A 24,244-nucleotide genomic window follows, 5' to 3' on the forward strand; every position below is an offset into this window, starting at 1 on the left:
TGCGAGAGGACATCATGGAATTCGCAGGCCAGGTGGCGCTGGTGACCGGCGGCAGCCGGGGCATCGGCCGGGCCATCGCCCTGAAACTGGCGGAGGGCGGCGCGGACATCGCGCTCAACTACCGCAGCGCGACCCGCGAGGCGGAACAGGCCGCCGAGCAGATCACCGCACTCGGCCGCCGCGTCGAACTCCTCCAGGGGGACGTCTCCGACCCCGACGTGCCGCGGCAACTGGTCGCGGGCGTACGGGCCGCCTTCGGGCGGATCGACGTCCTGGTCAACAACGCCGGCATCACCCGCGACGAACTGCTGGTCAACCAGAGCCTGAAGGACATCGAGCAGGTGCTGGCCACCAACCTGGTCGCGCCGATGCTCACCGTCCAGGCCGTGGCGCCGCTGATGATGCGGCAGCGCTACGGCCGGATCGTCAACATCTCCTCGTCCGCCGCCTCCAAGCCGGGCCGCGGGCAGTCCAACTACGCGGCGGCCAAGGGCGGTCTGGAGGCGTTCACCAAGGCGATGGCGGTCGAGCTGGCGTCCCGCGGCATCCTGGTCAACGCGGTCGCCCCCGGCGTCATCAACACCGAGATGACCGACGCCATCCGCAGCCACGGCGAGGACGAGATCATGCGCCGGCTGCTGGTGAAGTCCTACGCCGAACCCGAGACCATCGCCGACGCCGTGGCGTACCTGGCCAGCCCGCGCAACACGTACGCGACGGGCGAGGTGCTCCACATCGACGGCGGCCTGAAGATGGCGTGAGGGGGGGACGATCATGACCGACGACATGACGACGGCCGGGGTTGCCGGCCTGCCGGGCGGCGGGCCGGTGCCCGGCGAACTGGCCGGGAAGACGGCCGTGGTGACCGGCGCGGCCCAGGGCATCGGCCGGGAGACGGCCCTGCTGCTGGCCGAGGCCGGCGCCGCCCGGCTGATCCTCCTGGACCGGGACGCCGGGCAACTGGAGACGGTCGTCAAGGAGGCCGCCGAGCTGGGCGCGACCGCCGTGGCCGTCGCCGCGGACCTGCGCGACCGGGAACTGGTCCGCACCCGGCTGCGCGCCGAACTCCGGGCCGCCGGCACCCTCGACATCCTCGTCAACAACGCCGGCGTGGCCGACGAGAACGGGCCCGACGACGAGACCACCTGGCTGCGGGTGCTGGACATCAACCTGCACGGCACCTTCGCGGTCACCGCGGCCTGCCTGGAATACCTCGTCGACCACGGCCGGATCGTCAACGTCTCATCGATCCTCGGCAAGGCCGGCAAGATGCGGAACACCGCCTACTGCGCGTCCAAGCACGGCCTGATCGGCTACACCAAGGGCCTCGCCCTGGACCTCGCGGCCCGCGGCATCACCGTCAACGCCGTGCTGCCCGGCTGGATCGACACGCCCATGCTGCGCCGCGAACTCACCGCACAGGCCGAGGAGATCGGCGCCGACCCGGCCCGGATGCTGCGCCAGGCCCGCAAGGGCATCCCGCTGCGCCGGCTCGTCGAGGCGCGGGAGGCCGCGGAGCTGATCGGCTTCCTGGCCTCCGGCCGGGCATCGGCGATCACCGCGCAGAGCCTGACCGTCGACGGGGGCTACACCCGTGGAATGTAGCCGGTGGCTGCGCCGCCTGGGCCCGGCGCCCACCGCGGACGGGGCCGGGCCGGCCGCCCGGGTGGTGTGCTTCCCGCACGCCGGCGGGGGCGCGGCCGCGTTCCGGCCGCTGGCCAAAGCGGTGGCGGCCGCCACCGCGGAGGCCGCGGCCGGCCCGTACGAGGTGCTGGCGGTGCGCTACCCGGGCCGTCACGACCGTATCCGGGAGGAACGCCTGGAGGACCTGCGCGAACTGGCGGCCCGGGCCTGCCGGGGGCTGCTGCCGCTCACCGGGCGGCAGCCCCTGGTCCTGCTCGGGCACAGCATGGGCGCGCTGATCGCCTACGAGGTGACCCGGCTGCTGGAGGCGGCGGGCGCCGGCCGGCCGGTGCGGCTCGTCGTCTCCGGCGCCTGGGCGCCCTCCCGGGTCCGCGGCGGCACCGTCCACCTGCGCGACGACGACGGGCTGATCGAGGAGATCCGGCGCACCCAGGGCACCGACCCCCGGGTGCTGGACGACCGGGAGCTGCTGGCCATGGCGCTGCCCGTGGTACGCAGCGACTACAAGGCCGTCGAGACCTACCGGCACCGCCCCGGCCCGCCGCTTCACACCCCCGTCACCGCCCTGGTCGGGGACGCCGACCCGCTGGTGTCGGTCGACGACGCGGCGGCCTGGCGGGCGCACACCGCCGGGGACTTCGGGATGCGGATCTTCCCGGGCGGCGACCACTTCTACCTCACCCGGCACTGGCCGGACCTGGCGCGGGCCGTCGTCGCGGCACCGGACCGGGTGGCCTCAGACCGGCAGGGAGCGGTGCGGCCAGCGGGCCCGGGCCTGCTCCACGGAGCGCAGGGTCGCCAGCGTCAGCAGGCCGCGGGTCCGGCCCGCCTCCAGCAGGTCCGGTAGCGCGGGCAGCGGCGCGAGGGCCGCGATGTCGTCCAGGACGAGGGTGAGTGGTGGGTCGAGCCGACCGGCGGATGACCGTTCGGCCATGCGGCGGCCGTGCTCGACCACGTACGTGAGGAGTGCGGTGAGCAGCGGCATCGCACCCGGGTCGGTACGCGGATCCTCGACGGGCTCGCCTACCACGTAGAGCGTTCCCCCTTCGTCGATGAATGATTCGAGAAGGAGCGAATCCGCGCGCAGCGGATTGCAGGCGTCCCGGATGTGGATCGACGACAGCGCGCCCAGCGCCCGCCCGACCAACTCCTTGGCGGCCTCCCGGCGTTCGGCGTGCGCGGTGAGCACCGACTCCAGCTCACCGGCCTGCCCGGCGGACGCCTGGGCGCTGGTGCGCAGGATCCGGACCGGCTCCTGCGCGCCGCCCGCGGCGTGCGCCCAGCGGTGCAGCTGCCTGAACGGCCGGCCGTCCACCGCCGCGGCGTGCAGCCAGCAGCGCAGCAGCGTCTGCGCGGCGTCCGCGAGCGCCGAGTCCAGGGAGCCGGCGGGGCGTACGGGGGCCAGCAGGGCGGCGGCGCGGGCGGTCGCGGTGGCGAGGTCCTCGCAGCCGGCGGTGGGCGACCAGCGCATCCGGGCCGGGGTGTCGAGGCGGTGCGTGGGGTCGTAGGTCAGCAGCGGGCCGAGCTTGGCCCGGGCGTCCTTGGTCGCGGCCCACAGGGCGGGGTCCGTGGTGGCCACGATCAGTGCGCCGGGGGCGGCGGCCGCGACGGTGGCGGCGGCGGCCCGCGCGGCGGCCCGGTCGGCGGTGAACTCGACGCGGGGCAGCGCCGGTTCCCCGGGCACGGCGACCGCACCGGGCGCCCCCGTGGACGCGGTGCGCTGCTCGGGCAACGGACCGGGTGGGACGGGGACCGCCGCATCGGCCGGTGCGCTGGGAACGGCGGGTGTCTCGGGGGCGGCCGCGGCCGGTACGGCCGGTACGACAGGGGTTTGTGGGGCGGGGGCAGCCGGCGCGGAGGGGGCGGCCGGGGCGGCCGCCGTGACCGGCGGGGCCGGTGCGTCCTCGACGAGCCCCGCCCGCGCCGCCCTTGCCGCCGCCCGGGCCTTCGCCCGGCGGGCGGCCCGTACGGAGCGGTAGCGGGTGACCGTGCCCATCGTGAAGATCGTCAGGACGAGCAGGACCATCAGCTCGCCGATGAGGATGCCCCAGAACAGGCCGTACCCGGAGAGCTGGCCCTTGGGGGTGTCCGGCCAGGCGGCGGCCATGTCGTGCGGCGCGGACACCAGATGGCGCAGGGCCAGCGGCGTACCGGAGTAGTCCACGCCCTTCGGCCAGGCGCCGTGCGCGAACAGCCCGGCCAGCCCGGTCGCCGTCCACACCAGCAGGGTCAGGCCCAGCAGGAAGGCGAGCAGCCCGACCAGCAGGGAGTCCGGGATGCCCCGCCCCCGCCCGCCGCCGTACCGTTCACCGTGCCGTCCGTCGTGGCGTCCGTCGTACCGTTCGCCGTTCCGTCCGTCGTAGGGCCCGTCGTCGTATCCGCGCGTCACGCCACCGTCTCGCTCGACTCGTCTCTCCACCGGCGCTCCATCGCCATCGCCTCGGCGCGTGCCTCGGCCTCCGCGTCCGCCGCCGCGTTGAGGGCGGCCCGGGTGTCGTCCGCCGGCATCGGGGACGACTCGGTCATCGCCCGGTCGGTGTAGACCAGCGGGCGTTCGGCCTCCGTGATGAGGTGCTTGACGACCTGGACGTTGCCGTTGACGTCCCAGACCGCGATACCGGGCGTCAGCGTCGGGATGATCTCCACGGCCCAGCGCGGCAGGCCCAGCACCCGCCCGGTGGCCCGCGCCTCGTCGGCCTTCTGCGCGTAGATGGTCCGGGTCGAGGCCATCTTCAGGATCGCCGCGGCCTCCCGCGCCGCCGCGCCGTCCACCACGTCCGACAGGTGGTGGACGACCGCCACGAACGACAGGCCCAGCCGGCGGCCGAACTTCAGCAGCCGCTGGAAGAGCTGTGCCACGAACGGGGAGTTGATGATGTGCCAGGCCTCCTCGACCAGGAAGATGCGTTTCTTCCGGTCGGGGCGGATCCAGGTGTGTTCCAGCCAGACCCCGACGATCGCCATCAGGATCGGCATCGCGATGGAGTTGCGGTCGATGTGCGAGAGGTCGAAGACGATCAGCGGGGCGTCCAGGTCGATGCCCGCCGACGTCGGCCCGTCGAACATGCCGCGCAGGTCACCGTCGACCAGCCGGTCCAGCACCAGCGCCACGTCCAGACCCCAGGCCCGTACGTCGTCTATGTCGACGTTCATCGCCTCGGCCGACTCGGCCTCCGGGTGCCGCAGCTGCTCGACGATGTCGGTCAGCACCGGCTGCCGGTCGGTGATCGTCTCGTTGACGTACGCGTGGGCGACCTTGAGGGCGAAGCCGGCCCGCTCGTCGAGGCCGTGGCCCATCGCCACCTCGATGATGGTCCGCAGCAGGGCCAGCTGGCCGGTCGTGGTGATGGAGGGATCGAGCGGGTTGAGCCGGATGCCGCCGTTGAGCGCGGCGGTCGGGTCCAGCCGGATGGGAGTTATCCCCAGCTCCTGGGCGATCAGGTTCCACTCGCCGACGCCGTCCTCGCCCTGCGCGTCGAGCACCACGACCTGCCGGTCCCGGAACCTCAGCTGCCGCAGTACGTACGTCTTCTCCAGCGCGGACTTGCCGTTGCCGGACTCGCCGAGCACGAGCCAGTGCGGGGCCGGCAGCTGCTGGCCGTACAGCTGGAACGGGTCGTAGATGTAGCCCTTGCCGCTGTAGACCTCACGGCCGATGATCACGCCGGAGTCGCCGAGACCGGGCGCGGCGGTGGGCAGATAGACCGCCTGGGCCTGGCCGGTGGAGGTGCGTACCGGCAGCCGTGTCGTCTCCACCTTCCCGAACAGGAAGCTGGTGAACGCCTCGGTGAGCGCTCCGAGCGGATCGAGCATGGCCATGACGTACGCGCCTCCCAGCGGCTTTAGCGGCGGATCCCGGTCGCGAACGGCAGGGTGTTGACGAACGCCCGGTGGTGCTCCCGGTCGCACCACTCCAGCTTCAGGTACGACTTGCCAGCCGAGGCCCGGATGGTCCGCTTGTCCCGGGCCAGCGCCTCCGGTGACCGGGACGAGACGGTGAGGTAGCCGACGAGGTTGACGCCGGCCGCGCCGGACGCCAGGTCCTCGCCGCGCTGGTCGACGCGGCCGTGGTGGGCGACGTCCCGCGGGTCGACCACCCGGTTCATCTTCGCCGCGCGGCTCGCCTCCGCATCGTCGTTGGTCTTCTCCGTCAGCATCCGCTCGATGGCGACCTCGGTGGGCTCCAGGTCCATGCAGACCGCGACCGTACGGATCACGTCCGGGGTGTGGACCAGCAGCGGCGCGAGGAAGTTGACGCCCACCGGGGTCAGCGGCCACTCCTTGATCCAGGCGGTGGCGTGGCACCAGGGCGCCCGGGTCGACGACTCCCGGGTCTTCGCCTGCAGGTAGGTCGGTTCCATCGCGTCGAGCTCGGCCGGCCAGGCGTTGCGCTTGCTCATCGCCTGGATGTGGTCGATGGGGTGGTCCGGGTCGTACATCGAGTGCACCAGCGATGCCAGCCGGGCCTGGCCGAGCGGCTGGCGGACCCGGATGTCGGCCTCGGCGAGCCGGGCGCAGATGTCGGTCAGCTCACGGGCCATCACCACCGCGAGCCCGGCGTCCCGGTCGAGCTTCTTGCGCAGCAGCCCGCCCTGGTGCATCCGGGCGGCCCGCGCCATGGTGTGCGCCTCGGAGGCCAGCTCGCGGGTGTAGTGCATACAGGCGACGAGGTAGGCGCGGTGCTGCTCACTGCTCGTGGACACCATCGACTGCAGCTGGTCGTAGGAGTCCCGCAGCCACTGCGGGGAGGTCCGGTCGCCGCGCTGGGCGACGTCCTTGGCGTGCGCGTCCGGGTCGGCCGGGAGGGTGCGCGCCAGCATCTGCAGCCGCGTCACGAAGCCGTCGCCGTTGGCCACGTGCTTCAGCAGCGTCCCGAACCGGTCGACCAGCGCCTCCTGGTCCTCGCTGTCCCGCAGCCCGACGCCCGGGCCCTCGATCTCGATGGCGGCGGTCACCGTCCGCCGGTCGGCGTGCAGCAGCACCGCGATCTCGTCCGGGCCGAACGGTGCGCTGAGCCAGTTGATCCGGCCGATGCCGGGCGGCGGGCCGATCTCCACCTCGCGGCCGTCCAGCCGGGTGCCGGCCTCCGCCGCGCCGGAGCGGTAGACCGCGCCGCCCTTGCGGACGGTGCGCCGGAAACTGCGCCGGATCTCGAACCACCGGTAGAACGTGCGGCCCTTGTACGGGACGTAGACGGCGGCCAGGCCCAGCATCGGAAAGCCGGTGAGGCTGACGATCCGCAGCGGCAGCATCGGGACCAGCAGCCCGCACATCATGCCGAGGAACGCGCCCGCGATGATCAGCGCGATCTCGCCGGTCTCGCGGTTCTTGCCGACGATCGCGTTCGGCCGGGCCCGGCCGATGAGATAGGTGCGACGTGGCGCGATCGGATGGGACTGCGTGCTCAACGCCCCTCACCTCCTGCTGTCTTGCCGGTGCGGGCGCTGCTGCTCGGGCCGGGGCCGGGGTTCGTACGGGGAGCGGGGGCGGCGGGGGACGGGCCGCGGCCGCCGCCGGTGCGGGAGCTGTGCGCGGCGACGCCGCCGGAGACCGCGTCGGCCGGCCGGGACTGGCCGCCCTGCGCGCCCTGCTGGCCACCGCCGTCCCCGCCGGAGCGGCGGGTGCTGTGCGTCTTGATGCCCTGCGAGACCAGCGCGGCGGGGGAGCTGAGCACCGCGGCGGCGGCGTTCTCCGCGCCCCGGCTCATCCGGTTGTTCCGCGAGGCGGCGATCTCGTCGCCGAACCCCGGGACGAACCGGTAGATCACCGCGCTCGCGAAGATCGCCAGCAGGATGATGGCGAGGCCGGACACCACCGCCGAGATGGCGTTCGGGCCCTTGTCGCCGGAGAGCGCCCCGGCGATGCCCAGCACGATCACGATCACCGGCTTCACCATGATCACCGCGATCATGATGCCCGCCCAGCGGCGCACGTGCCCCCACATGTTCTTGTCGACCAGCCCGGCGTACACCACCGTCCCGAGCAGCGCGCCGACGTACAGCAGCGCGGCCCGGATCACCAGCTCCAGCCAGAGCACACCGGCGGCCAGCACGGAGACCAGGCTGACCACGATCAGCATGATCGGCCCGCCGCCGATGTCGGTGCCCTTGGTGAGCGCCTGCGAGAACGACCCGAAGAAGGTGTCGGTCTGCGCGCCCGTCCCCTTCGCGATGATCGCGGTGACCCCGTCCGTCGCCGACACGACGGTGTACAGGATCAGCGGCGTGAACGCCGACGCCAGCACGGTCAGCCACAGGAACCCGACCGCCTCACTGATCGCCTCCGTCAGCCGCACCCCCCGCACCGCCCGCTTGGCCACGGCGAGCAGCCACAGCACGAGCGTGAGCACGGTGGACGCGGCGAACACCACGGCGTACTGCCGCAGGAACGCCGCGTTCGTGAAGTCCACCTGCGAGGTGGCGGTCACGGCGTCGGACAGCTTGTTCACGATCCAGGCGGCGGCTTTGGCACAGCCTTTGGCCAGGGATTCGAGGGGGTCGAGGGGGTTGTTGTCGAGGGGGTTGGTGGGAGCCTTGGGAGCCGTGCCGGACTCACCCGACTGGCAGAAATCCTTGGCGCGACCGGGCACCAGGTCACAGACGCCGGACGGGGACGGACTGGGCTTCGGGGCGGCCAGGGCTCGGGTGGCCAGCAGGAAGACCATGGTCTGTACGGACGCCAGCGCGGCGGCGATGGTGAGGGTACGCCTCTGGTTACCGCGCATATGTGAACCCTCCGTACTGCTCAACCGCCTTGGCGATCTGGTCGGCGCTGGACGTCTTGTCGTCTCCGTTGACCGGCGCGGGGCCGTCCTGCTGGGAGAAGCCCTCGACCTTCCAGTCCCCGCTCGTCCACTTCAGCTGCAGCCGCAGGGTGAACCAGTCACTCGTCACCGGGGTGGTCGACTTCACGCCTGCCGTTCCGTAGAGCCCCGTGCACCACACCTCGAGGTTGGCGGTGTCACCGCCGAGCTTCACCAGTTTGGTGCCGACGGGAACCGTGCGGGAGATGTACGTCATGCCCCCGGCCGCGTTGCCGTTCGCATCGAGACCGAGCTTCTTGAGGAACGAGGTCGAATAGGCGGCGTCGAGCTTGCTCTGCATCTCATCGACCTTCGCGGGGACGAAGGCCTGCTTGACGATCGCGTGGCGGGGACCGGGCTTGAGCATGTCGGCGGAAACGAGCGTCACCGCGACATTCGCCGCCGCCGACTGCGCCCCCTGTTCCGTCTTCGGGAAGCCCGCGGCGATGCCGCCGTTCTTCGTGGTGACGGGCTTGGTGCCGGTGGGGCTGGTGGGGCGGGCGGGACCGGGGGCGTTCTTGGGGGAGTCGCCGGAGGTGTCGGAGCCGGTGCTGCCGCTGCCGCCGCGGTTGGCGAAGGCGATGGCCGCGAGGAGCAGGACGATCACGCCGACGACCGTGATGAGGTTGCGGCTGGACAGCCCGCCGCGGGGCCGGCGTCCCGGGCCGTACGGGTCGCCGCCGCTGTCGGGAAGTCTGGTGCGGGTCTGGCCCGTCTCGGGGCCGCGGTGGCCGTCGTCGCCGTAGCCTCCGTCGTCGCTGAGACTCATCGCCCCTGTGCCCCCTCTGCCTCTGCCGCGGTCGCCGTCCGTGCCGTAGTTGTGCCGCCCTCATATGACCGTAGCCGCGCGGGCGGCAGCTCGGGCGTGGGGATACGAGTACATCTCACGGTGACGATTCCTCAGATGCGGTGCCGCGGAGGCGAATGGGGGACTGTGGGTTATTTGTGCTCATCGCCTCGCTCCGCGTCGGCCGTCGCCCTCTTGCGCCTTTTCGGGCCTTCCTTCCCCCGGATCCACCTGTCCCCGTCCGGCGGGCAGCCCAATCGGCCCGCTGGTGGCGGGGGTGCGAAGGGCACGCGGCGGGCCCGGCGGGCCGGGGTGAGGGGGCGTCAGCATGGGGACTTCACAGGTGGCCTTCGCAGGGGAGGTACGGCCGGGTGGAAGCGGGCGGGGGCACGGGGCGGCGGAGAGAGGACGGGCGGGGGCGCAGGGGGCGGCGCGGGGACGGACGCCTGCCCGGCTGCGCCCGGGCGTGGCGGTCCGAACCGCTCCGGCCCCGGGCCTCGCCCTGCCCCCGGCCCTCGCCCCCGGCGCCCTACACCGCCATCCCGTACACGATGGTGAACAGCGTCCCCAGGGAGCCGATGATGAAGACGCCGGTCAGGCCGGCCACGATCAGGCCCTTGCCCTGTTCGGCGCTGAAGGTGTCGCGCAGCGCGGTGGCGCCGATGCGCTGTTTGGCGGCGCCCCAGATCGCGATGCCGAGGCACAGCAGGATCGCCACCGCCATGACCACTTCGACCATCACACGGGCCTCGTTGCCCAGGCTGCCGAACGGGCCCCAGTCCGGGGCGATTCCGCCGATGATGGTGGTGATGTCGCCCTTTTCGGCTGCAAGGACCATGTGTGACATCTGCGCCATGTGTGAACTCACCGCCCCTTATGGGTCGTTGATGGTGCCGCTGCGCCGGCCGGCGCAGGTCGGCCGCTCTCTTCGCCCTCTATCTTCGCTGACAAAGACGCCGTCAGAAGTCGACTTGACGCCTTTCTTCGACGGATCCCATGGGGGTGGCGTGTGCGTGCGGGTGCGGGCCACCCATTGAGCCGACGGTTCTCACTGTGTGTATCACGGGTGATAACCGCGAGCAATGATCATCGGTGCGGCGGAGAGGGTGCCGCGGACGGCTGCTGCGGTCACTTCGGCGCGTGCGTCATGGCGAAGACCATCACGAGGGCCACCAGGTGGATCGCGAACAGGAAGTACGCCACCCGCCACCACAGGTGACGGTTCATCTGCCGCTGATTGTTCGGGTCCATGGCTCTCGTCCTGGTTCGGGTGTCCTGTGCAGTGTCGCTCATCCGGCGGTGCACCGGGCGCCGCGAGGGGCGGATGTGAACGGGATCGCGTCCCGGGCGGCGCGCCCCCTGCGCCGCCGGTGTGACGCGCGACGCGCACCGCCCGGCCGGAAAAAGGCAGTGAACCGCGCCTGAATGGGGGAGGGTTGGGGGGTGCGGAAATTCTGGGTGGCCGGTGGGCTCGGGACGGGGCTGGTGCTCCTGCTCGGGCTGCTCGTGATCGGTACGTACGTGGCGGCGGCCGGGCTGGCCGGGGTCGGCGGGCGGGCGCTCGGGCTGGCCAAGGGCGCGGTGCCGGCCGCGTACCAGGACCTGGTGCAGAAGTGGGGCACGCTCTGCCCGGCCATAAGTCCCGCGCTGCTGGCGGCGCAGCTCTACCAGGAGAGCGGGTGGAACCCGAAGGCGCAGAGCCCGGCGGCCGCGCAGGGCATGGCGCAGTTCATCCCGGGCACCTGGCAGACGCACGGGATCGACGGGAACGGTGACGGGAAGAAGGACGTCTGGGATCCGGAGGACGCGATCCCGTCGGCCGCGTCGTACGACTGTGAGCTGGCCAGTTACGTGAAGAAGGCCCCGGGCGACGCCACGCACAACATGCTCGCCGCCTACAACGCCGGCGCGTACCGCGTCATCCAGTACAACGGCGTCCCGCCGTACCGCGAGACCCAGAACTACGTGAAGACCATCACGACCCTGGCCAAGAGCTTCGAGGCGCCGCGCGGGCCGGTGGCGCCGTCGCGGCAGGCCGCCGGGGCCATCTACTACGCCCAGGACAAGCTCGGCACGCCGTATCTGTGGGGCGGGACGGGCACGGCCGCGCAGGGCGGGCGGTTCGACTGCTCCGGGCTGACCCAGGCCGCGTACCACTCGGTGGGCATCGAGCTGCCCCGGGTGGCGAACGACCAGTGGAACGCCGGGCCCCATCCCCAGCGCAGCGAGCTGCTCCCGGGGGACCTGGTGTTCTTCGCGTACGACCTGAACGACCCGCGCTCGATCCACCACGTGGGGCTCTATGTCGGTGGCGGGTACATGATCAACGCGCCGTACACCGGGGCGGTGATCCGGTTCGACAAGATCGACACACCGGACTACATCGGGGCGACCCGCGTCACCTCGGATGGCGCAAAAGCGCTCCCCGCTGCGAACGCTGCGTGAACATAGGGCCCTGAACTGCAGTGATGAGTCAAGCTTCGATAACGTCCTGGTGATCATCCGGTGGAGAGTGGAACGACCGGGGCAGTCATCACGTTTCCTGGACGTGGGGACGTAGCAGCTCGCAGCAGCACACGCTCGACGACCACGGGGGTTGGCAGCACACGGACGGCGCACGCGCGCGCGAAAGATAAGGGGCCGCGGTAGATGGCTGGACTCGCATTCGAGGGGCCGAACCCCGACGTCGACGTGCTCGACGGCATCAACGGCCTCGCGAAGGACGCGCCCCACTGGGTCAACAAGGCCATGGAGTACATCGGCGAGTACGGCATCATCGCCGCCCTCGCGGTGCTGTGCCTCATCGCCTGGTGGTCCGCGCGCCGCCGGCCGGGCGCCGCCGGCGCCGTCGCCGGCCTGGTGTGGGCCCCGTTGGCGGCCGGCATCGCGCTGCTGGCCAACATTCCGATCCGCGAGTTCGTCGAGCGGCCCCGGCCGTTCAAGGACCACGCCGGACTGGCGGTGCTGATCCCCGGCAAGAGCGACTTCTCGTTCGTCAGCGACCACGCCACGCTGACCATGGCGGTCGGCGTCGGACTGTTCATCGCGCACCGCACCTACGGCCTGATCGGCATCGCCCTGGCGCTCGCGGAGGGCTTCTGCCGCGTCTACATGGGCGTGCACTATCCGACCGACGTGATCGGCGGCTTCGCGCTGGGCACCGCCGTCGCCCTGCTGCTCGCGCCGCTCGCCCAGGCGCTGCTGGTGCCGCTGACCACCGCCATCGGCCGCTCGAAGGTGTACCGGCTGGTCCGGGCGCCCGGGGTGCCGGTGGACGGCCGGCCGGGCCAGGACGGCGAGGGCAGCCGGGTGGTCGCCACCGGACCGGCGCTGCCGCGCGGCCCCAAGGAGCGGGACAAGGACCTGGCCGCCTGACGGACGGCCCACCGGCCCGGCTCCCCTCGGGGAACGAAGACCTGGCGGATGAGGACGGCCCGGACCCCGCGCGGGGACCGGGCCGTCCTCATGTCCGCCGGCGGGCTCAGAGCGCCTGCGGGAAGGTGCTGAACAGCCGCTGCGGGTCGTAGGTCTTCTTGACCTGGGCGAGCCGTCCGGCGGCCGCCCCGTAGTAGGCGGTCTTCCAGTCGGTCAGGTTCGGGTCGGTGTAGTTCTGGTACGCGGCGCCCGAGGAGTACCGGTGCATCGCGGCGTGGAAGGAATCCAGCCACGCGGTCCGGGTGCCGGGCGAGCCGCTCGCCGGCCAGGACGTCAAGTACTGGGCCAGGAACCGCGATCCGCGGTGCACGAACGCGGTGTCGGTGCGGCCCACGCGGTTGATCGCCCCGCCCAGCGCGGTCAGCGCCACGTTCCCGGCGACGCCCTTGCGGCCGCCGCGTTCGATCTGGTCCATCAGGGTCCGGATGCCGGTCGCCGACAGCGAACGGTCGTAGAAGTGCGAGCGGGCGGCGTAGGTCTCGCGGCCCAACTGGCCGCTGCCGGTGTGCCCGGGCAGCGAACCCGGCATGTGGCACTGCGCGGACGTCTTCGACGAGCAGCCCGCGTAGGTCTCCATGGCGTCCAGATAGCCGATCGGGGTCAGATGCACGGTGGACGCCGGGCCGGGGCCGCCCGCCTGGTCGGCGAGCCGGTCCACGGCGTTCTTCAGGTCGCCGTACGTGCCCAGGGAGAACGCCGCCACCGACACCGCCGGGGTACCGCCGGGGCGGGCGTCGAGATGGCAGGCGGACCATATCTCGTCCGCCTGCACCGGCCCCCACTTCTGCCAGGACGCGACCACCTTCGCCGCCTTGGCCCACGGCCACGTCAGGTACGCCATCACCGCGCGCGGCGCCGGATGCGTACGGAAGCGCAGTTCGGTGACCACGCCGAAGTTGCCGTTGCCGGCGCCGCGCAGCGCCCAGAACAGGTCGGCGTGCTGCTTGGCGTCGCAGTCGACGGTCTTCCCGTCCGCCGTCACGACGGTCGCGCCGACCAGGCTGTCGCAGGTCAGCCCGTACGCCCGGGAGACCACGCCGTGGCCGCCGCCGAGCGTGAGCCCGGATATCCCGACGGTGGGGCAGGAGCCCCCGGGTATCGTCACGCCGTGCGCCGCGAGGCCCTGGTAGACGTCGATGAGCTTGGCGCCGGCGCCGATGCGGGTCACGCCGCCGGACGGCGCGCCCACCTTCCCGAGCGCGGAGACGTCGATGATGAGCTTGCCGTTGCCGCTGGACCAGCCCGCGTAGGAGTGGCCGCCGCTGCGGATCGCCACCTGGGTGCCGTACTTCCGGGCGAACGCCAGGCATTCGGCGACGTCGGCCGGGTGCTTGACGTACGCGATCGCCGACGGCTTCAGGTTGTCGTAGCGGGTGTTGTAGAGCCGCCGGGCGGCCGCGTAGGCGGCGTCCGAGGCGCGGACGAGCTTGCCGTCCAGGCTCTTGCCGAGCGCCGTCCAGGAGGCCGGGGTGGCCCGGCCGGCGGCGATCCGCGCGGGCACGGAGGCCGCGTTGGTCTGCACGGCGTCGGAGCCGGCCGTGGCGGAGGAGGAGGCCGCGCCCGTCCTGCCGCTCTTGTCGTCGCAACCGGTGGCCCAGACGACCGAGGTCGCCGCGAGTCCGCCGCCGGTCTGCAGGAGTGTGCGCCGCTTCACTGGGATGGATCCCCCTCGATGTCGAACGGTCCTGCCCCGTCCGCCGGTGGTCCGGCTGGTCGTCGCGGGGCGGTCACGGGACCGCTGTTGCTTCCCTGACTAGGCAGATGCGTCAGGGGCGTTGGGGGTTCCAGGAACGGATTCCCTCATTCCACGGGGTGTCCGGGGCGGGGCCCGTCGCCGGCCTCCGACAGGTGCCGCTCCGCGTCCGTCCGCGCCTGCGAGCGGGCGCGCCGGGCCGGCCCGCGCCAGCCGCAGTCGCAGCGGGCCGTGCAGAAGGAACCGCGTTCGGTGGTGGAGGTCGTATGCAGCGCTCGGTCGGGCACCCGCGTCACGCTACGCGCCTTGGATGTCGCCAGCGTGACGAGCCCCCTCAACGGTCGTTGAACGGATCGGTCGACGGAACGTCAGGCGCGCACGGGCGGGACGTCGGACCCTCCCGAGCGGACCGGCCGGCCAGGCCGGTCCCGAAGACAGCGGCCGAGGGGGCTCGTACGCGATGGTGGTGCAGGACAGGCGGGGCGGCCGGACGGCCGCCGTGGCCCTGGCGTGCGGGACGGGTCTGGCGGTCGGGCTGCTGACGGCGGGCTGTTCCTCCGAAGGCGCCGCGGCCGACGACCACGAGCCACCCGGCGAGTCCGCCGCCGCGGTCGCCGCCCGGGTCCGCGGCAGCGCCGACGCCCTGCTCCGGGCCCGCTCGGCCCTGGTCGTCACGGCCATGGAGACGGACAGCGGCGGCACCCGCGTCGCCATCCGCGGCACCGGCGGCTACGACTTCACCACCGGCACCGGACGGCTCGTCGTCATCCTCCCGGACCCGGCGGACCGGCCCGGCGAGGGCCGCCAGCCGATCACCGAGATCCTCGCGCCCGGCGCGCTGTACATGAAGAACCGGGGCGCCGGGGTGCCCGCCGACAAGTGGGTGCGGGTGGAGACCGCCTCGCTGACCGACGGCAACCTCGTCACCGGCGGCGCCACCGATCCGCTCGCCGCGGCGGAACTGCTGCGCGGCGCACGGCAGGTGACGTACCAGGGCGAGGAGCGGCTGGGCGGTGTGCCGGTGCGCCACTACAGCGGGACCACGGACATCGCCGTGGCCGCGCGGGCCGCCTCGGCGCGGACGAAGCCGGCGCTGGTCGCCGCGGAGAAAGGGTTTACCACCCGTGCGGTGCCGTTCGACGCGTATCTGGACGAGGCGGGCCGGCTGCGCAAGGTGCGCCAACGCTTCCATTTCGCCAATGGCGCACCCCAGGGGGCGTCGGTGACATCGACCACCGAACTGTCCGGATTCGGGACACCTGTGCTGGTCCGCCTGCCGGACCGCCGCGACATCTACGCGGGAAAGATCGCTTCGGCCGCTCCGTAGGAGCCCACCCTTCCGTCCCGGCCGCCGGGAGCGGAAATGGTCCTTCCGTGCCATGCGCGCGGTGTCGGCCCGTCCTTACGCTGGCGGTACCACCGCATGCGTGCGAGGCGTTCGGAGGAGGAGGTGTTGTCCGTGGCCGGCCACCGCCATCCGACGGCCTGGGACCACGTGGCCCTCGTGGAGATCGACCTGACCGGTGAGTTGATGATCGCGGCGGCGACCGCGAGCGAGGACCGGCTCAGTCCGGATCGGATCGACGAGGTGCTGGACGTGGAGGCGGACGGGGGCGGGGGCGGTGGTGAGCCGTCCGGTGCCGTGGGCCGTGGCTAGCCCGGCGTCAGCTCCGCAGCATCCGCTCGATGGCCTTGGTGGCCTCCTGGACCTTGGCGTCGATGGCCTCGGGCCCCTTGACCGCCGCGTCGGCGACGCAGTGCCGCAGGTGCTCCTCCAGGAGCTGGAGCCCGAAGGACTGCAGGCCCTTCGTGCTCGCCGAGACCTGGGTGAGTATGTCGATGCAGTAGACGTCCTCCTCCAGCATCCGCTGGAGTCCGCGGATCTGGCCCTCGATGCGGCGCAGTCGCTTGAGGTGTGCGTCCTTCTGCTGTGCGTAGCCGTGGACGCCGTGCGCCGGGGCGGTCTCTGCGGTATCCGTCACGGTCCGGGGGGCGGTTTCCGGCTGTGCGGGGTGGCCGGCCGCGGCGGCTGCGGTGCGGCCGGTGGTGTCGGCGTCCGTGGTCGTCATGGCCGTCTCCCGTGGTATTTAGGCGATCTATATACCCCTGGTGGGTATATGGTACCGAACTTTGCGGGCACTCGTGGTACCCCGTGCAGAGCATGCTGCCCGATGGGCGACACTGAAGGAATGCCGGTTAGCAGTGGCTGGATGATGCGCCTAGCATCAACTCGACCGAATCCGATGCACCCCGAGGATTTCACGTGCGTTTTCGTCTGACCCCCAGGGAGACGAGCTTCTACGACATGTTCGCCGCCTCCGCGGACAACATCGTCACGGGCTCGAAGCTCCTGATGGAACTGCTCGGGGCGGACGCCTCCGCGCGGACCGAGATCTCCGAGCGGATGCGAGCGGCGGAGCACGCGGGGGATGACGCGACCCACGCGATCTTCCACCAGCTGAACTCCTCGTTCATCACGCCGTTCGACCGCGAGGACATCTACAACCTCGCCTCGTCGCTCGACGACATCATGGACTTCATGGAGGAGGCCGTCGACCTGGTCGTCCTCTACAAGGTCGAGGAGCTGCCCAAGGGCATCGAGCAGCAGATCGAGGTGCTGGCGCGGGCGGCGGAGCTGACCGCCGAGGCGATGCCGAATCTGCGGACGATGTCCCACCTCACCGAGTACTGGATCGAGGTCAACCGCCTCGAGAACCAGGCCGACCAGATCCACCGCAAGCTGCTCGCGCACCTCTTCAACGGCAAGTACGACGCCATCGAGGTCCTCAAGCTCAAGCAGATCGTGGACATCCTGGAAGAGGCGGCGGACGCGTTCGAGCACGTCGCCAACACCGTCGAGACCATCGCGGTCAAGGAGTCCTGAGCCCCGGCCATGGACACCTTCGCGCTCATCGTGACCATTGCGGTCGCGCTCGGTTTCACCTACACCAACGGCTTCCACGATTCGGCGAACGCGATCGCGACCTCGGTCTCGACCCGGGCGCTGACCCCGCGGGCCGCCCTGGCGATGGCCGCGGTGATGAACCTCGCCGGTGCCTTCCTGGGCAGCGGCGTCGCCAAGACGGTCAGCGAAGGGCTGATCGCCACCCCGCACGGTGACCAGGGCATGGGCATCCTGTTCGCCGCGCTGCTCGGCGCGGTCGCCTGGAACCTCGTCACCTGGTACTTCGGCCTGCCCTCGTCGTCCTCGCACGCGCTGTTCGGTGGCATGGTCGGCGCCGCGCTGGCCGGCGGCACCACGGTGATCTGGTCCGGGGTGATCGAGAAGGTCGTCCTGCCGATGTTCATCTCGCCGGTGATCGGGCTGGTGCTCGGCTATCTGGTGATGGTCGTCATCCTGTGGCTGTTCCGGCGGTCCAACCCGCACAAGGCCAAGCGGGGCTTCCGCATAGCGCAGACCGTCTCGGCCGCCGGCATGGCGCTCGGGCACGGCCTGCAGGACGCGCAGAAGACCATGGGTGTGGTCGTCATGGCCCTGGTCATCGCCGACGTCGAGGACAAGAACGCGGCTATCCCGATCTGGGTCAAGCTGGCCTGTGCGATCACCCTGTCGCTCGGTACGTACGCGGGCGGCTGGCGCATCATGCGCACCCTGGGCCGCCGCATCATCGAGCTGGACCCGCCGCAGGGCTTCGCCGCGGAGACCACCGCCGCGTCGGTCATGTACACCGCGTCGTTCATGTTCCACGCGCCGATCTCCACGACCCACGTCATCACGGCCGGGATCATGGGCGTCGGCTCGACCAAGGGCTCGCGCGCGGTCCGCTGGGGCGTGGCCAAGAACATCGTGATGGGCTGGTTCATCACGATGCCCGCGGCGGCGCTGGTCGCGGCGCTCTCGTACTGGCTGATCCAGCTGGTCTTCGGCTGACGCACCGGCCGGAGCACGCACCGGCCACCACACAGCAGTGGGCCCGCCCCCCGGGAAGGAGGGGCGGGCCCTTCGCCTTGCGGTGGCACCGCCATGCAGCACCGCAGGACGCTCGGGGGCGGCCGGCCGGAGGGGCCTAGCCGAAGCGGCCGGAGATGTAGTCCTCCGTGGCCTGCACCGACGGGTTGGAGAAGATCCGCTCGGTCTCGTCGATCTCGATCAGCTTGCCGGGCTGGCCGACCGCCGCGAGGTTGAAGAACGCCGTACGGTCCGAGACCCGCGCCGCCTGCTGCATGTTGTGCGTCACGATGACGATCGTGAAGCGCTCCTTCAGCTCACCGATCAGGTCCTCGATGGCGAGGGTGGAGATCGGGTCGAGGGCGGAGCAGGGCTCGTCCATCAGCAGCACCTGCGGTTCGACGGCTATCGCGCGGGCGATGCACAGCCGCTGCTGCTGGCCGCCGGAGAGGCCCGAGCCGGGCTTGTTCAGCCGGTCCTTGACCTCGTTCCAGAGGTTGGCGCCCTTGAGGGACTTCTCGACGATGTCCTTGAGCTCGCTCTTCTTGTACGAGCCGTTCAGCCGGAGCCCGGCCGCGACGTTGTCGAAGATCGACATCGTGGGGAACGGGTTGGGGCGCTGGAAGACCATGCCGACGGTGCGGCGGACCGCCACCGGGTCCACACCGCTGCCGTAGAGGTTCTCGTCGTCCAGCATCACCTTGCCCTCGACGCGGCCGCCGGGGGTGACCTCGTGCATCCGGTTCAGGGTGCGCAGGAACGTCGACTTGCCGCAGCCGGACGGGCCGATGAAGGCGGTCACCGTGCGCGGCTCGATCGTCATGGAGATGTCGTCGATGGCCTTGTGGCCGCCGTAGTACGCGGAGAGGCCGCTGACGTCGATTCGTTTGGCCATGGAAATCACTGCTTCTTTCGCGGGGGTACGTCTGGTCGCTGTCTTGGCCGCGTCAGCGACCGGCGTGCTGGGGGGCCTTCCAGCGGGCGATGCCGCGGGCCACCAGGTTGAGGATCATGACGAAGGCGATGAGGACCAGGGCCGCGGCCCAGGCGCGGTCGTAGGAGGCCTCGGAACCCTGCTGCCACTGCTGGAACACGTACAGCGGGAGCGACTGCTGGGCGTCTTCGAAGGGGTTGTTGTTGATCGTCTTCGCGCCCCACACCAGGAGCAGGACCGGGGCGGTCTCACCGGTGATGCGGGCGATGGCGAGCATCACGCCGGTGGTGATGCCGCCGATCGACGTCGGCAGGACGACCTTGAGGATGGTGCGCCACTTCGGGACGCCCAGGGCCAGCGAGGCCTCGCGCAGCTCGTTGGGGACGAGCTTGAGCATCTCCTCGGTGGAGCGGACCACGACCGGCATCATCAGGATGGCCAGCGCCATCGACCCGGCGAAACCGGACGGGCCGAAGCCGAGGATCAGGATCCACACGGACAGGACGAACAGGCCGGCGACGATCGAGGGGATGCCGGTCATCACGTCGACGAAGAAGGTGACGGCCCGGGCGAGCCGGCCGCGGCCGTACTCGACGAGGTAGATCGCGGTGAGCAGACCGACCGGCGCGGCGATCAGGGTGGCCAGGCCGACCTGCTCCAGGGTGCCGATGATCGCGTGGTAGATGCCGCCGCCGGGCATGGCGTCCGGCAGGGTGCCCATCGAGTGCGACAGGAAGTAGCCGTCCAGGACCTTGCTGCCGCGGGCCACGGTCTCCCACAGCAGGGAGGCCAGCGGGACGACGGCGAGCAGGAAGGCGACCCAGACCAGGCTGGTGGCCAGCCGGTCCTTGGCCTGCCGGGCGCCCTCGACGGCCGCGGACAGCACGAAGCTGCCGGCGATGAACAGCAGGGCGGCGATCAGGCCCCACTGGATGGTGCTGTCCAGCCCGGCGGCCAGCCCGATGCCGCAGCCCGCGCCGACCGCGACCAGCGCGAGCACCGGCGGGGTCCAGCGGGGCAGCCGGGCCTGCTTGAGGGAGACCGGGAGCGGATTGCGCCCGTTGGCGACCGTACGGCGGTCCGTCACGACACTCATGCGGCGGCTCCCGAGTACTCCTTGCGGCGGGCGATGATCAGGCGGGCCGCGCCGTTGACGAGCAGCGTGATCACGAAGAGGACGAGACCGGAGGCGATCAGGGCGTCCTGGCCGAACTGGTCGGCCTCGCTGAACTTGCTGGCGATGTTCTGCGCGAACGTGCCGCCGCCCGGGTCGAGCAGGCTGGCGCTGATCAGGAAGCTGGGCGAGAGGACCGTGGCGACGGCCATGGTCTCGCCGAGCGCACGGCCGAGGCCGAGCATGGAGGCGCTGATGACGCCGGAGCGGCCGAACGGGAGCACGGACATCCGGATGACTTCCCAGCGGGTGGCGCCGAGGGCCAGCGCGGCCTCCTCGTGCATCCGCGGGACCTGGAGGAACACCTCGCGGCTGACGCTGGTGACGATCGGCAGGATCATGATCGCGAGCAGGATGCCGACGGTGAACAGCGAGCGGGCGGCGCCCTGGGAGTAGCTGAAGATCCCGGTCCAGCCGAGGTAGTCGTCCAGCCAGCTGTAGAGGCCGGACAGGTGCGGGACGAGGAACAGCGCGCCCCACAGGCCGTAGACGATGCTGGGCACCGCAGCGAGCAGGTCGATGACGTAGCCGAGCGGCGAGGCCAGCCGGCGCGGGGCGTAGTGCGAGATGAACAGCGCGATGCCGACGGCGACCGGGACCGCGATCAGCATGGCGATCACCGAGCTGACGACCGTGCCGAAGGCGAGCACCGCGATGCCGAACTTGGGCTCGGTGCCGGTGGCGTTCCAGTCGAACGTGGTGAGGAAGTCGGCCTTGTCGCCGGAGATGGCGAGCACGGACCGGTAGGTGAGGAAGACCGCGATGGCGGCCATGATCACCAACAGGGCGATGCCGGAGCCCCGGGAGAGCCCGAGGAAGATCCGGTCGCCGGGGCGGACCGCCTTGCCCGAGACGGGGGAACGCACGTCTTGGGGTGGTGGCGGGTTGTCGGCTATGGAAGAAGCAGTCATGGATTCTCCGGTCTGCGGAGTCCGCGGGGGACTCCAGGTGCGGCGGTGCACCGGACGGGCGGCGGCCCGGAAGGGGCCCTCGTCAAAGGGCCCCTCGGGTCGTGTGGCGACGGTCGGGCCGCCACCCGGGGTTGGTCAGGAGAGCGTCTTGACGGTCGAGCGGACCTTGTCGGCGATCTCGGTGGGCAGCGGGGCGTAGCCGAGGGCCTTCAGCGCGTTCTGGCCGTCCTTGCTGGAGACGTAGGTCAGGAAGGACTTGGTGGCCGGCAGGGTCTCGGCCTTGTTGCCCTTGTCGCAGGCGATCTCGTACGTCACCAGGGTGATCGGGTAGGCGCCCTCGGCCTTGGTGGTGTAGTTGAGCTGCAGGGCCAGGTCGTTGCCCTTGCCGACCTGCTTGGCCTCGGAGACGGCCTTGGAGGCGTTGTCGACCGTGGCCTCGACCGGGGCCTTCGCGCCGGTGTTCAGCTTGACCGTGGGGATCTTGCCGGAGGTCGCGTAGGACAGCTCGAAGTAGGAGATCGCGCCGCTGGTCTGCTTGACCTGCGAGGAGACGCCGGCCGAGCCGGACGCCGCCTGGCCGCCGGTGCCCTCCCACTTCTTCGCCGGCTCGTGCTTCCAGTCGCCGGGCGCGGCGCCCTTGAGGTACTTGGTGAAGTTGTCGGTGGTGCCCGAGTCGTCGGAGCGGTGGAAGGCCTGGATCTTCAGGTCCGGCAGCTTGGCGCCCGGGTTCAGCTTCTTGATCGCGGCGTCGTTCCACTTGGTGATCTTCGAGTCGAAGATCTTCGCCAGGGTCGGGGCGTCCAGGACCAGGTTGTCCACGCCGGGGACGTTGTAGCCGACCGCGATCGGGCCGCCGACCATGGGCAGGTCGACGGCCTGGCCGCCCTTGCAGACCTGCTTGGACTTGGTGACCTCTTCGGGCTTGAGGGCCGAGTCGGAGCCCGCGAAGGCGGTCTGGCCCTGCAGGAAGGTGGTCACGCCGGCGCCGGAGCCGGTCGGCTGGTAGTTGATCTCGGTGTCCTTGCAGGCGCCCGAGTAGTTCTGCACCCAGACGTCCATGGCGTTCTTCTGCGCGGAGGAGCCGGACGCGAGCAGCTTGCCCTTGCCCTCGCACTTGATGTTCGCGGACTTGGCGGAACCGCCGCCACCGCTGCCGCCGGTGGTGTCGTCGGAACCGCACGCCGTCAGGGCCAGGGCACCGGAGACGGCGAGAGCGCCAACGGCGAGGGCGCGAACCCGGTTCTTGCGCTGAAGCTTCACTGTCGGGAATTCCTTCCTGGGGCGCGCCGCATCGTCGGCGTGCGAGGTGGTGAGCTGTGTGGTGACCGCCGTGGGGGTGCGGCTGAGGCTTGTTCTGCGCCGTGTCGCGCTTGCCTTCCGGGCATGACGCGCACTCGGTACGGCCGAAATTAGGCAGATCAAGTGAAGCGGCCGATGGAGGAGAGTGAACGCACGGTGAACCTCGGCCATCGGCTGGGTGCGTGGAAAGAAGTGCTCGCCCACCCGTACTAAAGGGCCCGTCGCCCTGTTGAATTACCGGCCGGTATGGCAGCATCCGCGCCGGAGACTTGACGCGAATCGGTGCGGAACGACCGGAGGTGGCTGGTGGGGAGCCAGGGGGCACGGCAGGGCGTTCGGTATGTACGGGGTGAATCGCGCGAACAGGGCGTAACGAGTGAAGCGGGCGGGCCGGTCGTCACGGGCCGCCGGCTGGCGGTGTGCACCGCCGCCGTCCTGTGCGTCACCGGCCTGCTGGGCGCCACGGCGTCCACCGCGTACGCCGACGACCCGAAGGACCCGCCGGCGGGCTCCGGGCGGGCCTCAGGGGCCCCGGAGGACGCGGAGGCCGGCGCCCGCCACCTCGACGACGTGCGCAAGAAGATCGACGCCCTCTACCGCAAGGCCGAGCAGGCCACCGACGCCTACAACGCCGCCAAGGAGCAGGTCGAACGCCAGCAGAAGGAGATCGTCAAGCTGGCCCGCACCATCGACCGCACCCAGCACGACCTGGCCGCCCTCAAGCGGCAGGCGGGGGCCCTGGCCAGCGCGCAGTACCGCGGCGGCGGGCTGCCGGCCGAGGCGAAGCTGCTGCTCAACGCCGATCCGGAAGCGTTCCTCGACAACGCCACCCTGGCCCGCAAGGGCCAGCTGGCCGCCAAACGCGTGATCACTCAACTCGGCCGTCTCCAGGGCGATTTGCAGGACTATTCCCATGCCGCGACCGACCGCTGGGAACGGCTGGAGGCGAACCGCAAGAAGAAGGAAAGCGCCCGCAAGGACATCGAGAAAAAGATCGACGCGGCAAAGGAGCTGGAATCCCGGCTGGCCGCGAAGGAAAAGGCCCGGCTGCAGAAGCTGGAGGACGAAGCGGCCTTCCGGGAGCAGCAGAAGTGGCTCGACTCGGGCGTACTGGACGAGATCAGCAACAAAGCGTCGGCGGCCGGCCGCAAGGCGATTTCCTACGCCACCGCACAACTCGGCAAGGATTATGTGTGGGGCGCCGTGGGCCCGAACACCTTCGACTGCTCCGGGCTCACCCTGCGGTCCTGGCAGCACGCCGGGCGGACGATTCCGCGGACCTCGCAGGAGCAGTGGCGGCAGCTGCCGCACGTCGCCGTCCGGGACATGCGGCCGGGCGATCTGATCATTTATTTCTCCGATGCCAGCCATGTCGGGATGTATCTCGGTGACGGCGCGATCGTGCACGCCCCGCGCCCCGGCCGGCAGGTGACGATCACCGGGGCAGGCTCGATGCCGATCCTCGGGGTGGTCCGGCCGGACGGTGACCGGCATGACGCGGATCACGTCCGCGATAAATGACCGGATTGTTTCCTCTCCGAGAGTTGTCGGCTTGTCGCCGATTGCACTCAAGCGGGGTGATATTCGTCATTCCGCATTCCCCCCGGCCCAGGTCAAATGCCTTATCGGCCGCGGCATATGACGATGGCCGATTG

At 71.1% G+C, this 24,244-nt stretch carries 24 protein-coding genes; 10 read left to right on the forward strand and 14 right to left on the reverse strand.

Translation table 11 applies throughout. The features are described from left to right. The first annotated feature begins 14 nt into the window (after positions 1-14). Genes AB0E02_RS26140 through AB0E02_RS26150 form a run of 3 tightly spaced genes read left to right on the forward strand, consistent with a single transcriptional unit; the run spans position 15 to position 2,491 of the window. Positions 15-761, forward strand: a complete 747-nt coding sequence (locus AB0E02_RS26140) for a 3-oxoacyl-ACP reductase family protein (protein ID WP_362143104.1) — start codon at positions 15-17, stop codon at positions 759-761. A gap of 13 nt (positions 762-774) precedes the next feature. Continuing rightward, positions 775-1,605 carry an SDR family NAD(P)-dependent oxidoreductase gene (locus AB0E02_RS26145; RefSeq protein WP_362143106.1) on the forward strand — a complete coding sequence of 277 codons (831 nt, stop codon included), beginning with the start codon at positions 775-777 and terminating at the stop codon, positions 1,603-1,605. Then, a complete protein-coding gene (locus AB0E02_RS26150) occupies positions 1,595-2,491 on the forward strand; it encodes an alpha/beta fold hydrolase (protein WP_362143108.1) in 897 nt (298 codons plus the stop codon). The genes AB0E02_RS26145 and AB0E02_RS26150 overlap by 11 nt, the downstream gene beginning before the upstream one ends. Here AB0E02_RS26150 and AB0E02_RS26155 read toward each other — a convergent pair. From AB0E02_RS26155 to AB0E02_RS26185, 7 genes are all read right to left on the reverse strand, one after another. Then, entirely contained in the window at positions 2,381-3,922 is a 1,542-nt protein-coding gene (locus AB0E02_RS26155) for a type VI secretion protein (protein ID WP_362143224.1), read from the reverse strand. The genes AB0E02_RS26150 and AB0E02_RS26155 overlap by 111 nt on opposite strands. Before the next feature lie 107 nt (positions 3,923-4,029). Next, the gene (locus tag AB0E02_RS26160) at positions 4,030-5,457 is read right to left on the reverse strand and encodes an ATP-binding protein (RefSeq protein WP_030416621.1); all 1,428 of its coding nucleotides are present in this window, start codon (positions 5,455-5,457) and stop codon (positions 4,030-4,032) included. Positions 5,458-5,486: 29 nt separating this feature from the next. Next, positions 5,487-7,052, reverse strand: coding sequence for an SCO6880 family protein (locus AB0E02_RS26165; RefSeq protein WP_362143110.1), 1,566 nt, complete (start codon positions 7,050-7,052; stop codon positions 5,487-5,489). Continuing rightward, entirely contained in the window at positions 7,049-8,368 is a 1,320-nt protein-coding gene (locus tag AB0E02_RS26170; RefSeq protein ID WP_362143111.1) for a hypothetical protein, read from the reverse strand. Before AB0E02_RS26170 ends, AB0E02_RS26165 begins: the two co-directional genes overlap by 4 nt. Next, positions 8,358-9,215 carry a hypothetical protein gene (locus AB0E02_RS26175; protein WP_362143113.1) on the reverse strand — a complete coding sequence of 286 codons (858 nt, stop codon included), beginning with the start codon at positions 9,213-9,215 and terminating at the stop codon, positions 8,358-8,360. The genes AB0E02_RS26170 and AB0E02_RS26175 overlap by 11 nt, the downstream gene beginning before the upstream one ends. A gap of 547 nt (positions 9,216-9,762) precedes the next feature. Next, on the reverse strand, positions 9,763-10,071 hold the full coding sequence (locus tag AB0E02_RS26180; protein ID WP_030415911.1) for a hypothetical protein: 309 nt from the start codon (positions 10,069-10,071) through the stop codon (positions 9,763-9,765). Between the two features lie 290 nt (positions 10,072-10,361). Then, positions 10,362-10,484, reverse strand: coding sequence for a hypothetical protein (locus AB0E02_RS26185; protein WP_265361621.1), 123 nt, complete (start codon positions 10,482-10,484; stop codon positions 10,362-10,364). Between the two features lie 192 nt (positions 10,485-10,676). Here AB0E02_RS26185 and AB0E02_RS26190 point away from each other — a divergent pair, with 192 nt between their 5' ends. Continuing rightward, positions 10,677-11,678, forward strand: coding sequence for a bifunctional lytic transglycosylase/C40 family peptidase (locus AB0E02_RS26190; protein WP_362143116.1), 1,002 nt, complete (start codon positions 10,677-10,679; stop codon positions 11,676-11,678). 204 nt (positions 11,679-11,882) lie between these two features. Then, positions 11,883-12,608 carry a phosphatase PAP2 family protein gene (locus AB0E02_RS26195; protein WP_362143118.1) on the forward strand — a complete coding sequence of 242 codons (726 nt, stop codon included), beginning with the start codon at positions 11,883-11,885 and terminating at the stop codon, positions 12,606-12,608. Positions 12,609-12,714: 106 nt separating this feature from the next. On the opposite strand, the gene AB0E02_RS26200 is transcribed toward AB0E02_RS26195, so the two are convergent. Next, positions 12,715-14,322 (reverse strand): FAD-binding oxidoreductase, encoded by a 1,608-nt coding sequence (locus AB0E02_RS26200; RefSeq protein ID WP_362143120.1) that lies wholly within the window; start codon positions 14,320-14,322, stop codon positions 12,715-12,717. A gap of 146 nt (positions 14,323-14,468) precedes the next feature. Further along, positions 14,469-14,648 carry a hypothetical protein gene (locus tag AB0E02_RS26205; protein ID WP_362143122.1) on the reverse strand — a complete coding sequence of 60 codons (180 nt, stop codon included), beginning with the start codon at positions 14,646-14,648 and terminating at the stop codon, positions 14,469-14,471. Positions 14,649-14,821: 173 nt separating this feature from the next. On the opposite strand from AB0E02_RS26205, the gene AB0E02_RS26210 reads away from it, so the two are divergent. Together AB0E02_RS26210 and AB0E02_RS26215 are read left to right on the forward strand one after the other, a co-directional pair. Next, positions 14,822-15,688 carry a hypothetical protein gene (locus AB0E02_RS26210; RefSeq protein ID WP_362143124.1) on the forward strand — a complete coding sequence of 289 codons (867 nt, stop codon included), beginning with the start codon at positions 14,822-14,824 and terminating at the stop codon, positions 15,686-15,688. Positions 15,689-15,784: 96 nt separating this feature from the next. After that, complete coding sequence (locus tag AB0E02_RS26215; RefSeq protein WP_362143126.1) at positions 15,785-16,018, forward strand: hypothetical protein; 234 nt, start codon at positions 15,785-15,787, stop codon at positions 16,016-16,018. Positions 16,019-16,025: 7 nt separating this feature from the next. Here AB0E02_RS26215 and AB0E02_RS26220 read toward each other — a convergent pair whose 3' ends face one another. Continuing rightward, a complete protein-coding gene (locus AB0E02_RS26220; protein ID WP_362143128.1) occupies positions 16,026-16,430 on the reverse strand; it encodes a metal-sensitive transcriptional regulator in 405 nt (134 codons plus the stop codon). A 194-nt stretch (positions 16,431-16,624) separates the two neighbouring features. On the opposite strand from AB0E02_RS26220, the gene AB0E02_RS26225 reads away from it, so the two are divergent. Both AB0E02_RS26225 and AB0E02_RS26230 read left to right on the forward strand, forming a co-directional pair. Then, positions 16,625-17,245 (forward strand): DUF47 family protein, encoded by a 621-nt coding sequence (locus AB0E02_RS26225; protein ID WP_362143130.1) that lies wholly within the window; start codon positions 16,625-16,627, stop codon positions 17,243-17,245. A gap of 9 nt (positions 17,246-17,254) precedes the next feature. Continuing rightward, positions 17,255-18,253: an inorganic phosphate transporter gene (locus AB0E02_RS26230; RefSeq protein WP_362143132.1), complete on the forward strand. Its 999-nt coding sequence runs from the start codon at positions 17,255-17,257 to the stop codon at positions 18,251-18,253. 136 nt (positions 18,254-18,389) lie between these two features. Here AB0E02_RS26230 and pstB read toward each other — a convergent pair whose 3' ends face one another. The 4 genes from pstB to pstS form a co-directional block, all read right to left on the reverse strand. Further along, complete coding sequence (gene pstB, locus AB0E02_RS26235) at positions 18,390-19,166, reverse strand: phosphate ABC transporter ATP-binding protein PstB (protein WP_362143134.1); 777 nt, start codon at positions 19,164-19,166, stop codon at positions 18,390-18,392. A 52-nt stretch (positions 19,167-19,218) separates the two neighbouring features. Then, positions 19,219-20,301, reverse strand: coding sequence for a phosphate ABC transporter permease PstA (gene pstA, locus AB0E02_RS26240; RefSeq protein ID WP_362143136.1), 1,083 nt, complete (start codon positions 20,299-20,301; stop codon positions 19,219-19,221). Continuing rightward, positions 20,298-21,290: a phosphate ABC transporter permease subunit PstC gene (gene pstC, locus AB0E02_RS26245; protein ID WP_030809290.1), complete on the reverse strand. Its 993-nt coding sequence runs from the start codon at positions 21,288-21,290 to the stop codon at positions 20,298-20,300. Before pstC ends, pstA begins: the two co-directional genes overlap by 4 nt. 135 nt (positions 21,291-21,425) lie before the next feature. Further along, a complete protein-coding gene (pstS, locus tag AB0E02_RS26250) occupies positions 21,426-22,550 on the reverse strand; it encodes a phosphate ABC transporter substrate-binding protein PstS (protein ID WP_362143139.1) in 1,125 nt (374 codons plus the stop codon). 450 nt (positions 22,551-23,000) lie between these two features. Here pstS and AB0E02_RS26255 point away from each other — a divergent pair, with 450 nt between their 5' ends. After that, positions 23,001-24,110, forward strand: a complete 1,110-nt coding sequence (locus tag AB0E02_RS26255; RefSeq protein ID WP_362143226.1) for an NlpC/P60 family protein — start codon at positions 23,001-23,003, stop codon at positions 24,108-24,110. Positions 24,111-24,244 lie beyond the last annotated feature (134 nt).

It is taken from the genome of Streptomyces sp. NPDC048196, from assembly GCF_040652715.1.
In the GTDB taxonomy this organism is placed as follows: Bacteria; Actinomycetota; Actinomycetes; order Streptomycetales; family Streptomycetaceae; genus Streptomyces; species Streptomyces siderophoricus.

Coding starts and splice junctions, on each gene's coding strand:
- AB0E02_RS26210 (WP_362143124.1), top strand. CDS start 14,822: ATGGTGGTGCAGGACAGGCGGGGCGGCCGGACGGCCGCCGTGGCCCTG.
- AB0E02_RS26215 (WP_362143126.1), top strand. CDS start 15,785: ATGCGTGCGAGGCGTTCGGAGGAGGAGGTGTTGTCCGTGGCCGGCCAC.
- AB0E02_RS26175 (WP_362143113.1), bottom strand. CDS start 9,215: ATGAGTCTCAGCGACGACGGAGGCTACGGCGACGACGGCCACCGCGGC.
- pstA (WP_362143136.1), bottom strand. CDS start 20,301: ATGAGTGTCGTGACGGACCGCCGTACGGTCGCCAACGGGCGCAATCCG.
- AB0E02_RS26220 (WP_362143128.1), bottom strand. CDS start 16,430: ATGACGACCACGGACGCCGACACCACCGGCCGCACCGCAGCCGCCGCG.
- AB0E02_RS26195 (WP_362143118.1), top strand. CDS start 11,883: ATGGCTGGACTCGCATTCGAGGGGCCGAACCCCGACGTCGACGTGCTC.
- AB0E02_RS26185 (WP_265361621.1), bottom strand. CDS start 10,484: ATGGACCCGAACAATCAGCGGCAGATGAACCGTCACCTGTGGTGGCGG.
- AB0E02_RS26230 (WP_362143132.1), top strand. CDS start 17,255: ATGGACACCTTCGCGCTCATCGTGACCATTGCGGTCGCGCTCGGTTTC.
- AB0E02_RS26145 (WP_362143106.1), top strand. CDS start 775: ATGACCGACGACATGACGACGGCCGGGGTTGCCGGCCTGCCGGGCGGC.
- AB0E02_RS26140 (WP_362143104.1), top strand. CDS start 15: ATGGAATTCGCAGGCCAGGTGGCGCTGGTGACCGGCGGCAGCCGGGGC.
- pstB (WP_362143134.1), bottom strand. CDS start 19,166: ATGGCCAAACGAATCGACGTCAGCGGCCTCTCCGCGTACTACGGCGGC.
- AB0E02_RS26160 (WP_030416621.1), bottom strand. CDS start 5,457: ATGCTCGATCCGCTCGGAGCGCTCACCGAGGCGTTCACCAGCTTCCTG.
- pstC (WP_030809290.1), bottom strand. CDS start 21,290: ATGACTGCTTCTTCCATAGCCGACAACCCGCCACCACCCCAAGACGTG.
- AB0E02_RS26180 (WP_030415911.1), bottom strand. CDS start 10,071: ATGGTCCTTGCAGCCGAAAAGGGCGACATCACCACCATCATCGGCGGA.
- AB0E02_RS26170 (WP_362143111.1), bottom strand. CDS start 8,368: ATGCGCGGTAACCAGAGGCGTACCCTCACCATCGCCGCCGCGCTGGCG.